We start from the raw sequence: 12397 nt of genomic DNA, 5'->3' as shown, positions 1-12397 counted from the left end.
CGGCACACTCGGGGCATGGCCACCACGCCCACCGCCCAGGACGCGCTCGCCGCGGAGTTCGCCGCGCACCGGAGTCACCTCGTCGGGGTGGCCTACCGGCTGACCGGCACCCGCGCCGACGCCGAGGACGCCGTCCAGGAGTCCTGGCTTCGGCTGGCCGGCCTGGACGACGCCGGCCGCGCGGCCATCCGCGACCTGCGGGGCTGGCTGACCACGGTGGTCGGCCGGATCTGCCTCGACCGGCTCAAGTCCGCCGCCGCGCGACGCGAGAAGTACGTCGGCAACTGGCTGCCGGAGCCGGTCGTGACGCCGTTCGGGCGGCCGGTGAGCGAGGACCCCCTGGACGTGGCGGTGCGCGACGACGGGCTGCGGATGGCCGCGCTGGTCGTGCTCGACAAGCTGACCCCGGAGCAGCGGGTCGCGTTCGTGCTGCACGACGCCTTCTCGGTGCCGTTCGCCGAGATCGCGGACGCGCTCGGCGTCTCGGTCGAGGCCACGCGCCAGCACGCGTCCCGTGGCCGCAAGGCCCTCTCCGACGCGGACCCGGCGCCGCGCGTGCCGCTGGACGACCAGGCGAAGCTCCTCGAGAAGTTCGTCGTCGCCCTGCAGCAGGGCGACATCCGGGCGATGACCGAGTTGCTCGCGCCCGACGTCGTGCTCATCGGCGACTCGAACGGCAAGGGCCGGACCACGCGCCAGCTCATCGTCGGCGCGGACAAGATCGCCCGGTTCTTCGTCGGCCTCACGCGGAAGTACGCACCCGGGATCCTCACCGCCGGCACACCGGTGCTGGTCAACGGCGACCTGGGCGTGCACCTCGCGCCGCAGCCGGGCCAGGACGGCTTCTTCGACCTCGACGAGCACGTCCAAGCGGTCAGCATCCGCGACGGGAAGATCGTGGCGATCTACGACATGGTCAACCCGGACAAGCTGACCCGGATCACGCGTCCCGGCGCTTGACCTTCGCGATCCCGGCGGCCAGCAGCACGAGCGCGAAGGCCCCGAAGTAGGCCAGGGCCCAGCCCGGGCTCAGCGGCGAGTCGGACAGGACGGTGGCGTTGCCGCCGTCACGCCCCGCGTTCGCCTCGCCGTGGCCGCTGAGGAACTTCGTGACTGCGTTCAGCGGGAGCCACCGGTGGATCTCCTGCCCGGCGCGCGGGATCAGCTGGACGACGTTCTCCGCCATCAGCGGGTAGCCGACGAGCAGCGCGACCGCGCCGGCGGTGTGCCGCAGGAGCAGGCCCACGGCGACCCCGCAGACGGCCCCCAGCGCGAACACCGGGCCGGTCCCGGCGACGATCCGCCAGTCGGCGGCGCTGTCGAGGGCCAGGTCGGCGTCCGGCGCGAGGACCCGGGCCACCAGCCAGGCCGCGAAGGCCCCGGCTTCGCCGAGCAGGAACGCGTAGCAGGCGACGAGCGCGGCCTTGGCCAGCAGCACCGGCGTCCGGCTCGGCACGGCCTGGAAGGTGCCGTGGATGGTGCCGGAGTGGTACTCGCCGGTCACCGCGAGCGCCGCCAGCACGAGCACGGCCACCAGCGCGAGCTGGTGGCCGAACTGCGTGCTCGCGACGGTGGGCGGCAGCTGCGATTCGGACGCGCCGAGCGCGGTGATCGCGGCCGGGAAGGCCAGCGCGGCCAGGGCGAAGACGCCGCACACCCAGGGCGTGGTGAGGCTGAAGAGCTTGATCCGTTCACTGGCGACGAGGTGCATGCGCAGAACGGTCCCGCGGCGGACCCCGGCGGCGCGTCCCACCGGGGACCGAACTCCCGCCTCCCCCCGTGGTCGGGTGGTCGTGAGTGGTAAGGAGTGTTCTAACTCGCCTTACCACTCACGAGCGACTACGGGAGCGGGACCCGGCAGGCGTCGCCGGAGGTGAAACCCTGGTCGACGATGCCGAGCGCGCTGTTCATCCGGGCCCGGGAGTTCTCCAGCGCGATCTGGTAGGTCAGCTCGAGGACGCCGTCGCGGCCGAACTCGCGCTCCAGTTCGGCGACCTGCTCGTCGGTCACGGTGACCCCCGCGCCGGACATCGCGTCGGCGTAGGCGATCGCGAGCCGCTCCTGGTGGCTGAACGCCGGCGAAGTCGCGTAGTCGTCGATCCGCTTGAGCCGTTCGATGTCCAGGCCGTCGTGCTTCTGCAGCATGGTGCCGAAGTCGACGCACCACGAGCAGCCGATCCGCGTCGCGACCCGGTAGACGGCGAGCTCCCGGACGCCGGCCGGGAGCTTCTTCGACGCGCGTTCCACGAGCAGTTCGTGCGCGATGTTCGCCCGGAGCAGGCCCGGGTGGTGCGCGACGACGGTCATCGGCTCCGGCACGGCGCCGTACCGGCGGCCGGCGATCCGGTAGAACAGCTTGACGACCGGCCCGGCTTCCGTGGTCGTCTTCGCGGTGATGCGCGGCATGGCGGTCTCCTTCGTCTCGGTGCTACGGCCTGGACGAGGCGGGGTCCGCGGACGTGACAACCGGCGCCGTGAGCCACGCCACCAGCATCGTCGCGGCCGCCGCCGCGAACACGACGGCGAGGCCCGGCGCGGCGAGCGCGCCGGTGGTGGCCAGCGCGAGCCAGCCGAACACCGCGGCCCCGGCGAGGCCGCCGGCCTGCCGGGCGAAGGTCAGGGACCCCAGCGTGACGCCCATCAGCTCACGCTTCGCGCGAGTCTGACCCAGGACGGTGTACGCGGACGTACAGACCGCGAAAGCCGCACCGATCGCGAAGAGCCCCGGCACGAGAAGCCAGGGCGTGCCGCCCCGCGCGGCCGCGACGGTGATCGCGGCGAGCCCGCCCGTGCCGAGCAGGCAGCCGAACCGGCCCCACGCCGTCATCTCCGGGTGTTTCCGGGCGAGTGCGGCGAAGGACGCGGACAGCCCGAGCTGCCCGGCGGCCATGGCGACGAGCAGCGCGCCGGTGCCGGCGGCGTTCGTGCGCAGGGCCGCGACCAGCGCGACGTAGGTGAAGGTGCCGTAGAGCGCGGCGCCCGCCAGGCCGTTGACGATCACCGCACGCGCCAAGACGGCGTCGGCGACGACCTCCGGCGAGATCAGCGGGCTCGGCACGCGGCGCTGCCGGCGCACGAACAGGAAGCCGGTGAGCGCGGCCGCGGCGACCAGCACCGGTGTCCACAGTGGACTGCGGGCGGCGAACGTCCCGAGGGCGACGACCGCCGACCCCGCGACCACCAGCAGGACGCCGCTCCCGGCGTCGAACTTCTCCGCCGTGCGCCGGGGTTTCGCGGGCAGCCCGCGCAGCCCGAGCACCAGCGCGGGCACGCACAGGGGCAGGTTGACCAGGAAGATCCACCGCCAGCCGGGGCCCGCCGCGAGCAGTCCGCCCAGCGGCGGCCCGCCGAGGGTCGCGGCCGCGAAGACGGCCGTCTGCCAGCCCTGGCGGCGCAGCAGCTCGTCACGGTCGAACAGCTCCCCGAGCGCGCTCATCGCCGTGACGATCAGGCCGCTGCCGCCGAGCCCCTGCAGGGCGCGCGCGGCGATCAACACCCCGACGTCGGGCGCGGCGGCGCACCACGCGGAGGCGGCGGCGAACACGAGGACCGACGCGGCGAAGGACGCCCGGCGGCCGTAGAGGTCGCCGAGCCTGCCGTGCAGGGGCGTGGCGACGGTGAGCGTCAGCAGGCCGGCGGCGGTGACCGCGACCAGCCCGGTGCGGGCGTGCAGGTCGGCGCCGATCGACGGCAGCGCCGCAGTGAGGACCAGGCCGTCGAGCTGGGCCATGGCCATCCCGAGCAGCAGACCGGCGTAGGCGAGGTTCCGAGATGCGTGCATAAAGCACACATTATAGTGTGTCTTATGCACGCATCAAGGGACGGCGGGCCGGCGCTCTTCCGCCTGGTCCGGCACTGGGCGCGCCAGTGGGGGCCGGACGTCGTCGAGCGCTTCGCCGCCGGCGCCCCGCCGGCGTGGACCGTGCCGAACCTCTTCGTCATCCAGGCGATCGACGGCGCCACCGGCGACGAGGTGACGGTCGCGGACGTCGCCCGCCAGCTGGGCATCGACCGGTCGGTGGCCAGCCGGATGGCCGCCGAAGCCACCCGAGACGGCTTCGTCGTGCGCTCGACGTCGACCCGCGACGCGCGCCGGGCGGTACTGACCCTCACCGAGGCGGCGAAGGAGTTCCTCGACGCTTCGCGGGCCCACCAGCGCCAGGCGTTCGAAGGGCTGGTGGGCCACTGGCCGGCGGAGGACCGCGAACGGTTCGCCGGCTACCTGAGCCGGCTCGCGGACGAGGTCCTCGGTTAGGCCAGGATTTCGTTCAGCGCTTCCCAGGCGTGCCACGCCCGCGTGACGCCGAACTGGGCGTTGAACCGCAGCGCCGCACGCACGTCCTCCGGTGACGCGCCGCCCCGCAGCGCGCGCCCGACGTGGATGCGGAACGTGTCGGCCAGCGTCTGGTAGTGGACGTCGACGCTGAGGCTGACCAGGCCGCGCTCGCGTTCGGTGAGCGTGCCCGGCCCGTGTCCGGCGCGCATCCGCGACTGCAGGTCGAAGTAGCCGGCGAAGTGCGGGTCCAGGTCGGCCAGCCGGGCCCGGACCGCATCGGGCAGCGGGCTGGGCGCGGCGTCGGGGCCGGTCGAGAGCAGCTCGGCGGCCAGCGGTTCGGCGATCGGACGGGGCAGCCCGAGCTGCACCTCCAGTTCGGCGAGCCGCTCGACGCCGGCGGCCGCCGCGGGGTAACCGCAGTCGTAGGAGACGAACCGCAGCAGCTCCCGGACGTCCGCGGTGGACACCCCGACGGCCAGGCCGGCCCGCACGTGCGCGGCGAACGCCAGGCCCAGGCTCGCCTGGCAGACGTCGGCCGTGACGCACAGGAACGTCTTCTCGCGGTCGGTCAGTTCCGGGATCGCCCGGACGTGCTTCGCGGTGGCTCCGACCATCTGGGCGAACACCGGGTCGAGGGCGGCGAGGGCGTCGAGGCTTGCGGGGGTTTCGGTGGTGGTCACGTGCGTGCTCCCTTGTGAACATCCGTAGCGCTACACCTGTAGTGCAAATGACGCTACACCTGTAGCGCAATGGCTGTCCAGCTACACTGGGCACCGATGGAAGAGACCAGACGCCGGCGCAACGCCCGCGGCCAAGGCGAGCTGCTGCGTGAAGAGATCGTCACGGCCGCCGTGCGGATGCTCGACGAGCTCGCCGACGACGAGGCGTTGTCCCTGCGGGCCGTCGCCCGTGAAGTGTCGATCGCGGCGACTTCGGTCTACCTGCACTTCCCGGACCGGGACGCGCTCGTCCTGGCCGCGATGCAGCGCTGCCACGAAGAACTCGTCGGCACCGGCGACGCGGCGGCCGAGGCGGCCCCGGACCCGGCGGCCGCGCTGCGCGCCCGGATCCTGGCGCAGGCCGCGTGGGCGCGCGAACACCCGGGGCTCTACAAGGTGCTGCACGAGAGCACGGTCCACCGGCGGCACGGGATGCCGTTCAAGGAGGTCATGGTCGCCCGCACGACCGAGGCGGTCCGGCGGTGCATGGACGCGGGGCTGGCCCCGGCGGACGACGCCGTGACCGTCGCCATCGACCTGCGGACGGCCGTCAACGGCATGCTGGCCCAGCGCATCAACGAGCCCGACCTGCCGTGGCCGCCGGCGGTCGATCAGCTCGACCGGTTCCTGGTCAAGCTGGTCGGCCTGCGGCTCTAGACTTGTGCCCCGGGCCGGAGTCGGCTTGGGTGGGCCGGTATGAACCCGGGTTTCCCGACGGTCGTCCCGCGGATCGTGGTCACCGACCTCGTCGCCGCCGTCGCGTTCCTGCGCACGGTCTTCGGCGCGACCGGCGAGGTCGAAAGCGGACGGCCGGCCGAGCTGCGCATCGGCGACTCACTGGTCATGGTGTCGGCCGAAGGCGAGCGCGCGCTGTTCCCGGCGTTCCTGCACGTCTACGTGGCCGACGCGGACGCCACGTACCGCCGCGCGCTCGACTGCGGCGCGACCAGCCTGGAGGAGCCGGCGAAGATGCCCTACGGCGACCGGCGCGCGATGGTCCGCGACCCGTTCGGCAACGTCTTCCAGATCGCCCAGCGCGGCCGCTGACCCCGCGGATCAGCCGTCGAGGAGGGCGAGCACGCGCGCGACGGCCGCTTCGGCGTCCGGCACCGGAACGGCTGCGCGGTCCGGCCCCCGCACTTCGAACCCCCCACGGGCCGGAGCAACCCAGACGCCGAGGGCCGGGCCACGGCCGGGCGTCCGGCGGAAGCCGAGCATGGCGTGGCTGGTGAACGGGAACAGCGCCCGCAGCCGCGGTTCGTCCACCGCCAGCTCGATGAACCGGCTCAGCGGCCTCAGCTGGGGCACCTCGTCGCGGCGGGCGTGGAACTGCCGCCACGTGAAGTCGATGCCTTCGCCCCGTTCGCATGCCTGCGCCCACGCCCCGAACTCGGCGAACGGCCAGCCTGCGCTCATCGCGGCCGTCGTCGCGCCCGCGGCCCAGTCACGAGCGGCCTGCGCGGCGGCGGCGAGGTCGGCGGTGCGGCCGGACGCCACGTGCGCGCCCCGCAGCCAGAACTGCAGGAGGAACACGCGCTCGGCGCTGCCGAGGCTGACGTCGACGGACCGCTCGGGGCTGCGCAGGACCACGTTGCGGCCCGGCCACGACTCCAGCTCCTCGAGCGGGACGTCCGGGCCGAGCAGGCTCCGGAACACCGCGAGAAGCGTGCCCTCGGCGTCGATTTCGGGGTACCAGCCGGTTTCCACCCCGCCCAGCCTAACCGGCGCTACTCCCCCGTGCTGCCGTCGATCGACTCGCGGATCAGGTCCGCGTGGCCGTTGTGGCGGCCGTACTCCTCGACCAGGTGGACCAGGATCCAGCGCAGGCTCGGCCGGCTGCCGTCCCGTCGCGGGCGCTGGGCGCGCTGGGAGAGGTCACCGTTCGCCAAGGCCTGGGCGAGGCGTTCGCGGGACCGGGCGACCGCGTCCTCCCAGAGCCGCGCGAGCTGCTCCGGGGTGTCGTCCGCCGCGGATTCCCAGTCCCAGTCGGGCGTCGCCGTCCAGTCGACCGCGTCGAACGGGGCCGACCGGTCGTGGCCCGACAGCACGTGGGAGAACCAGTGGTCCTCCACGTACGCCAGGTGCTTGAGCAGCCCGCCGAGCGTCAGGGACGACGGCGGGACCGTCGCACGCAGGGCCGCCGCGTCCAATCCGGCGCACTTCCAGGCCAGCGTCGCGCGGTGGAAGTCGAGGAAGCCCAGCAGCGTGGCGGTTTCGTCGCCGTCGAGGGGCGGTTCGGGCCGGTTCGGTTCGTCCACAGTGGTCACGCCGTCATCGGGCGGACGTCCCAGATCCACACCCCGCCGACGAACTCCGCCGGCTTGCGCAGCAACAGCTCCACAGTGGACTTGAGGGCTTCCTGGTTCTGCCGCGGCCCGACCACGAGCACGTCGGCGTTCCAGTACCGCAGGTCCGCGAGCGCCTGGGTGCGGTCCCCTTCGGTGACCTCCGCCGCCTGGCCGGTGCGCTCGACCTGCGCGAACAGGTCCGACGTCGGCCGCGGGACGGCGCCGTACCGGCCGCTGCGGTCCGTCGCCGACGTGGGACCGACGAAGTAGCCCTCCGGCATCGGGTAGCCGAGGCCCGCGTCGACCTGCCAGTGCAGCGGCTCGGCTTCGCCGGTGCTCGGCAGCGGCACGGGCACCAGCGAACCGCCGGGAGCGACGTACTGGCGCCAGATCCCGTCGGCGAAGAACGGCGGCGACAGCGGACGCTGGTGCGTCACCAGTTCCGTCGGCGCGATCGGCAGCAGCACCGCGACGACCGCGCCGATCCAGACCATCCGCAGCGGGAACGCGGGTTTGCCGTCGAGCGGCGCCGGCTGCTCGGCCGCCGCCGTCCAGACGCGGTGCGTCGCGATCGCCAGGAGCGCGCCGACCACCGGGATGCAGCCCATCGCGAGCCGGGACTCCAGCAGCGAATCCAGCAGCGGCAGCTGGCCCAGCCACTTCCACGGGCCGGCGATACCGGTGTCGTCGTGGGCCACGGTGATCTCGACGCCGAGGGAAAGCACGGCCATCACGTACATCGTGATCGCGAGCGCCCGCGACACGACGTCGCGCCACAGCCAGATCGTCAGCACGATCATCAGGACGATCAACGGCCAGCCGAAGAAGGCGTTCTCCTCGGTGCGGTTCATCGACACGTCCGCGGCCGCCTCCGGCGCGCCGGCGATCGACTGCGTCGCGAAGCGCGTGAACGCCGCCGTGTCGTTGCCGGCCGGGCCGTGCAGCAGGGAGTGGAAGCTCTGCGGGCCGAAGAACTGCCAGTACAACGGGAATCCGGCGATCAGCAGCGCGACGACGGCACCGGCACCGATGCCCTTGGCCAGCGGCGCGAGCATTCCGCGGATCTCCCCGCGGTGCGGGATCAGGTAGGCGATCGCGAAGACGACGAACGTCAGCGCGAAGATCATCAGCGGCTCTTCGCCGAGCAGGATCTGCCACGCGACGAGCAGCCCGAGGTAGATGCCGTTGCGCACCGGGCGTTCGCCGTGGGCGACCTGGATCGTCTTGAGCGCGATGAACGGCAGCACGAAGAGCACGACGAAGTTCGGGTGCGCGTTGCCGTGCGAGATCATCGGCGGCGCGAAACCGCAGAACGCGCCGCCGATCGCCGCCGCCGTGCGGTTCGGCACCAGGTGGCGCGAGAACACCCAGTACCAGCCGGTCGCGGTGCCCGCGAGGCCGGCGGTGAGCACGATCGCCCAGGTCAGCGTTGCGCCGAAGGTGAGCGTGATCGGCGCGAGGGGGATGTTCAGGCCGAACATCGCCGCGTTCGCCGCCATGTTGACGCCGAGCGGGTAGTTCTGGAGGTCCGTGGTGAACGGGTTCTGGAAGTGCAGGACGGCCTTCGCGACGACCGTCGAGTACCACTCCCACTGGCTCTGGTCGGCCGCGCCGTTCCAGAGGTAGCCGCGCTTGAGGTCGAACCACAGGCCGTTGTAGAGCAGGATCGTGAAGAGCAGGAACCCGCCGGTGATCGCGGAGTCCTGCCACGCCCAGCGCTTCGGGCCTTCGGTGCGTTCGGGAGCGGGCGGGACCAGCTCGGGAACGGCTTCGGACTTCAGGCTCACGGTTCGACCACCCTGGCGAGGAAGTAGAGCGCCCCGGTGCCGGCGTGCCGGACCAGCAGCAGGAACGGCCGGTCGACCGTGACGGCGACCGGTTCGTCGATCATCATCGAGGTGAGGCGCATGGTCAGCGCGGTGGCCGCGGCCCCCTCGAAACCCTGTTCGTCGACGCGCAGCACGGCCTGGTGCAGCACCTCGGACACGGTGAGCCGCGGATCCGGCGAGAGGCCGCCCAGATCGGCGTCGTCGGTGAACACCGTGCGGACGCCGAGCCCGCGCAGCACGCCGGTCAGCGAGCTGGGGACGTCGAGCGAAACCTTGGGCAGCGCGAGCTCGACCGGCTTGAAGGCGAGGCTTTCGAGCAGGCTCGTCAGCGACGGCTGGTCGAGCCCGGCCTCCGCCTCGGCGAGGTCGCCGTCGGGCAGCAGGACGACGGCCTGCAGGCCCCCGGCCGCCGCGAGCTGCACCGCCTGCCAGCCGCCGGCGTGCGCGTAGCCGACGCGCTCGCTCAGCCACATGGTCGGGACGTCCCGGTCGCCGGAGGGCGCGTGGAACGGCGCGTCGCTGGTGTTGGCCTCGCGGAAGGGCAGCTTCCAGGCGGCTTTCAGGTACAGGGCGTTGACCAGCACGGCGGCGACGTCGGAGTCGATCGAGCCGGGCGGCAGCAGCTGCGGGATCAGCCCGTGCGTGGTGCGGCCGACGTCGTCGTTGATGAGCGCGCGAGCGGCTTCGGGCTCCTTCTCGAAGGGCGCGCTCGCGACGGCGGCCCCGGGCCACGCGGCGAGTTCGGTCTTGAACGAGTCCTCGAGCGGGAGGCGGTCGTCGGCCCACAGCGTGTTCGCGACGGCCAGCTCGGCGTCGTCTTCGCTCGGCTGGGCGGCGTCCCGCAGCAGGACGGTCTGCTCGTCGGGGTCGCCGACCAGGGCGACCAGCTCGTCGCGCGTGCGCCCCCTCGCCGCGCGCGCGGCGAGGGTCAGGGCGCTGGCCACGGAGTACGGCGAAAAGCAGGTGTTCCCGCCCCCGGCACCGAGGGCCGAGTGGACGTCGAGAGCGAACCGGAGGTGGCTGTCCGTGGCCATGCGGGCGAGAGTACCGGAACGGGACACCCCACCGGCCGCCCGCGCGCAACTCCGCCCGAGGATGACAAATCGCCCGCGAAAGTTTCGCCCATCGGCCGTGCGCCAACAGGCATCACGCGTGCTCCATTAGGCATCACGCGTGACTGAGCAGGCATCACCCCCGATGCCCCTCCAATCACGCGTGATGCCCGTGTGATCACGGGTGATGCCCGGGCGGTCACGGGTCAGCGGTGGTGGCGGGTGACGTGCCAGCTGTGCCAGGCGTGGGCCTGGGCGTCGGTGAGGGAGGCGACCTGGTCGACCACCACGCGCAGCAGGGCCGCGTCGTCGGCCGCCGCGTTCCAGGCCGGGACGAACAGCGGGTCGAGGGACTCCGGTGCGCGCTGGGCCAGGGCGTGGACCAGCTCGATCAACAGCTCGCGCTGGCCCTCCTGCATCGCCAGCCGGCGGCGGTCGCTCATCACGTACCGCAGGGCCAGCGCCTTCAGCAGGGCCACCTCGGCCGCCACCTGCTCCGGGACGCACAGCCGGGCCCGGTAGCGGCCGAGCGGGCCCTCGCCGAACTCCGCGCGCGTTCCGGTGACCGCCGCCGTCGTGAAACGGCCGACCAGCTCGCTCGTCAGCCGTTTCAACGCGACCTGGGCGCCCGGCGAACCGTCCGGCTCCGCCGGGACGAGCGCCGCCACCACCGGCAGCGCCAGCAGTTCCGCGGCCGCATCCTCCAAAGTGGACACCGACTGGGCGGAGAAGTGCTTGGCGGCGGCCTCGGCGACGGCCGCGCGCTCGTCCGGGTGGGCGAGCACGCGCAGCTTGATCCGGCCCGCCAGCACCCCGTCCTCGACGTCGTGCACCGAGTACGCCACGTCGTCGGCCCAGTCCATGATCTGGGCCTCCAGGCACGTCCGCTCCGGCGGCGCCCCCGAACGGACCCACTCGAACACCGGGACGTCGTCGGCGTAGACGCCGTACTTCACCTGACCCGGTTTGCGCGGCCACGGGTACTTCGTGGTCGCGTCCAGGCAGGCGCGGGTCAGGTTGAGCCCCACCGGATCACCTTCGGCGGAGAGCAGCTTGGGCTCCAGCCGGGTGAGGATGCGCAACGTCTGCGCGTTGCCCTCGAACCCGCCGCACGCGGTGGCCACCTCGTCGAGCGCGCGCTCGCCGTTGTGCCCGAACGGCGGGTGCCCGATGTCGTGCGCCAGCCCCGCGGTGTCCACCAGGTCCGGGTCCGCGCCCAGCTCGTCGGCGATGCCGCGGCCGATCTGCGCGACCTCCAGCGAGTGCGTCAGCCGGGTGCGCGGGACGCCGGTGACCTCGGCGCCCTCCCCCGGGCCGACCACCTGGGTCTTGCCGGCGAGCCGCCGCAGCGCCGCGGAGTGCAGCACCCGCGCCCGGTCGCGGGAGAAGGCGCTGCGCCCGTCCGCCCGCGCGCCGGGCAGCGCGGCGCCCTTGGCCGGCTCCGGCAGCAGGCGGGCGGTGTCGTGCTCGGTGTAGTCCACGTGACCAGCCTAAACGGCCCCACCGACATTCTTCGGGAGTCCGGGTGGCGGAGCCCCGGACGTCACCGGCAAGAAGGTCAGCCGAGGAACGTGGCGAACAGGTCGTCCGCCGGGGTCTTCGTCAGCCGGTAGTACAGCAGCGCGCCGGTCTCGCGGACGATGTACCGCACCTGGGTGACGCGCTCCTGGACGATCGGCCCGCTGTGCGTCGGCGCAGTCCACGCCTCCAGCCCCAGGTCGCCGGCCATGGTCCGGGCGCGGAAGGAGTGCCACGGGTCGCTGACCAGCACCGCCGTCCGCCAGCCGCGGGCTTCCACCTGCTGGGCGACCGCGCGCAGGCTCCGCAGCGTGTCGCTGCCTTCGCCGACCGCGAGCGTCGCCGACGCCGGCACGCCGCGCCGGGTCAGCCAGAGCTGGCCGGCCCGGGCCTCGGTGAAGTTGTCCTCGGCCTTCTTGCCGCCCGCGGTGACGATCGTCTTCGCGACCCCGGCGTCGTAGAGCTGCTTCGCCTTCACCAGCCGGGCGGCGTAGATGTCCGACGGCTTGCCGTTGTACTGGGCCGCGCCCAGCACCACGATGACGTCCGCCGGACGCCGGTCGTTCTCGCGGGCGACCTCCCACACGCGGAACGCCGTGCCGCCGACGAGCGCGAGCAGCATGAGGAAGGTGCCGAAGGCGATCCGGCGCGCCCAGCTCGCGAGCGACGGTTTGGTGCGTTCAGCGGTACCCACCCGGCCCATTCTTTCAGAAGC

14 protein-coding genes are annotated in these 12397 nt (G+C 73.0%); 4 read left to right on the top strand and 10 right to left on the bottom strand.

The window, feature by feature from the left end:
- The first annotated feature begins 15 nt into the window (after positions 1-15).
- Positions 16-960 carry a sigma-70 family RNA polymerase sigma factor gene (locus ABZW17_RS02860; protein WP_354808989.1) on the top strand — a complete coding sequence of 315 codons (945 nt, stop codon included), beginning with the start codon at positions 16-18 and terminating at the stop codon, positions 958-960.
- Here ABZW17_RS02860 and ABZW17_RS02855 read toward each other — a convergent pair.
- The 3 genes from ABZW17_RS02855 to ABZW17_RS02845 all read right to left on the bottom strand — a co-directional run bounded on the left by ABZW17_RS02855 (position 941) and on the right by ABZW17_RS02845 (position 3781).
- Complete coding sequence (locus ABZW17_RS02855) at positions 941-1711, bottom strand: hypothetical protein (protein ID WP_354808987.1); 771 nt, start codon at positions 1709-1711, stop codon at positions 941-943. The genes ABZW17_RS02860 and ABZW17_RS02855 overlap by 20 nt on opposite strands.
- Positions 1712-1839: 128 nt before the next feature.
- Positions 1840-2406, bottom strand: coding sequence for a carboxymuconolactone decarboxylase family protein (locus tag ABZW17_RS02850; RefSeq protein WP_354808985.1), 567 nt, complete (start codon positions 2404-2406; stop codon positions 1840-1842).
- Positions 2407-2428: 22 nt separating this feature from the next.
- Positions 2429-3781 (bottom strand): MFS transporter, encoded by a 1353-nt coding sequence (locus ABZW17_RS02845; protein ID WP_354808983.1) that lies wholly within the window; start codon positions 3779-3781, stop codon positions 2429-2431.
- Positions 3782-3805: 24 nt separating this feature from the next.
- Here ABZW17_RS02845 and ABZW17_RS02840 point away from each other — a divergent pair, with 24 nt between their 5' ends.
- On the top strand, positions 3806-4255 hold the full coding sequence (locus tag ABZW17_RS02840; RefSeq protein ID WP_354808981.1) for a MarR family winged helix-turn-helix transcriptional regulator: 450 nt from the start codon (positions 3806-3808) through the stop codon (positions 4253-4255).
- On the opposite strand, the gene ABZW17_RS02835 is transcribed toward ABZW17_RS02840, so the two are convergent.
- Complete coding sequence (locus tag ABZW17_RS02835; protein WP_354808979.1) at positions 4252-4956, bottom strand: carboxymuconolactone decarboxylase family protein; 705 nt, start codon at positions 4954-4956, stop codon at positions 4252-4254. The genes ABZW17_RS02840 and ABZW17_RS02835 overlap by 4 nt on opposite strands.
- Positions 4957-5052: 96 nt before the next feature.
- Between ABZW17_RS02835 and ABZW17_RS02830 the strand changes: the two genes are divergently transcribed.
- Entirely contained in the window at positions 5053-5652 is a 600-nt protein-coding gene (locus ABZW17_RS02830) for a TetR/AcrR family transcriptional regulator (protein ID WP_354808977.1), read from the top strand.
- A 39-nt stretch (positions 5653-5691) separates the two neighbouring features.
- On the top strand, positions 5692-6042 hold the full coding sequence (locus ABZW17_RS02825; RefSeq protein WP_354808975.1) for a VOC family protein: 351 nt from the start codon (positions 5692-5694) through the stop codon (positions 6040-6042).
- 9 nt (positions 6043-6051) lie between these two features.
- On the opposite strand, the gene ABZW17_RS02820 is transcribed toward ABZW17_RS02825, so the two are convergent.
- The 6 genes from ABZW17_RS02820 to ABZW17_RS02795 form a co-directional block, all read right to left on the bottom strand.
- Positions 6052-6702: a DUF6193 family natural product biosynthesis protein gene (locus ABZW17_RS02820; protein ID WP_354808973.1), complete on the bottom strand. Its 651-nt coding sequence runs from the start codon at positions 6700-6702 to the stop codon at positions 6052-6054.
- Between the two features lie 20 nt (positions 6703-6722).
- Positions 6723-7262 (bottom strand): DinB family protein, encoded by a 540-nt coding sequence (locus tag ABZW17_RS02815; protein ID WP_354808971.1) that lies wholly within the window; start codon positions 7260-7262, stop codon positions 6723-6725.
- Entirely contained in the window at positions 7259-9070 is a 1812-nt protein-coding gene (locus tag ABZW17_RS02810; RefSeq protein ID WP_354808969.1) for a glycosyl transferase, read from the bottom strand. Before ABZW17_RS02810 ends, ABZW17_RS02815 begins: the two co-directional genes overlap by 4 nt.
- Positions 9067-10146, bottom strand: a complete 1080-nt coding sequence (locus ABZW17_RS02805; protein WP_354808967.1) for a serpin family protein — start codon at positions 10144-10146, stop codon at positions 9067-9069. The genes ABZW17_RS02810 and ABZW17_RS02805 overlap by 4 nt, the downstream gene beginning before the upstream one ends.
- Positions 10147-10370: 224 nt before the next feature.
- Positions 10371-11645 (bottom strand): deoxyguanosinetriphosphate triphosphohydrolase, encoded by a 1275-nt coding sequence (locus ABZW17_RS02800; RefSeq protein WP_354808965.1) that lies wholly within the window; start codon positions 11643-11645, stop codon positions 10371-10373.
- Between the two features lie 77 nt (positions 11646-11722).
- A complete protein-coding gene (locus ABZW17_RS02795; RefSeq protein ID WP_354808963.1) occupies positions 11723-12376 on the bottom strand; it encodes a YdcF family protein in 654 nt (217 codons plus the stop codon).
- Between the last annotated feature and the right edge of the window lie 21 nt (positions 12377-12397).

The organism is Amycolatopsis sp. NPDC004625 (assembly GCF_040609695.1).
Lineage (GTDB): Bacteria > Actinomycetota > Actinomycetes > Mycobacteriales > Pseudonocardiaceae > Amycolatopsis.
The sequence above is the reverse complement of the archived record's forward strand: the minus strand, read 5'-3'. Positions and strand labels throughout refer to the sequence as shown.

Coding starts and splice junctions, on each gene's coding strand:
- ABZW17_RS02805 (WP_354808967.1), bottom strand. CDS start 10,146: ATGGCCACGGACAGCCACCTCCGGTTCGCTCTCGACGTCCACTCGGCC.
- ABZW17_RS02855 (WP_354808987.1), bottom strand. CDS start 1,711: ATGCACCTCGTCGCCAGTGAACGGATCAAGCTCTTCAGCCTCACCACG.
- ABZW17_RS02825 (WP_354808975.1), top strand. CDS start 5,692: ATGAACCCGGGTTTCCCGACGGTCGTCCCGCGGATCGTGGTCACCGAC.
- ABZW17_RS02845 (WP_354808983.1), bottom strand. CDS start 3,781: ATGCACGCATCTCGGAACCTCGCCTACGCCGGTCTGCTGCTCGGGATG.
- ABZW17_RS02860 (WP_354808989.1), top strand. CDS start 16: ATGGCCACCACGCCCACCGCCCAGGACGCGCTCGCCGCGGAGTTCGCC.
- ABZW17_RS02840 (WP_354808981.1), top strand. CDS start 3,806: ATGCACGCATCAAGGGACGGCGGGCCGGCGCTCTTCCGCCTGGTCCGG.
- ABZW17_RS02830 (WP_354808977.1), top strand. CDS start 5,053: ATGGAAGAGACCAGACGCCGGCGCAACGCCCGCGGCCAAGGCGAGCTG.
- ABZW17_RS02850 (WP_354808985.1), bottom strand. CDS start 2,406: ATGCCGCGCATCACCGCGAAGACGACCACGGAAGCCGGGCCGGTCGTC.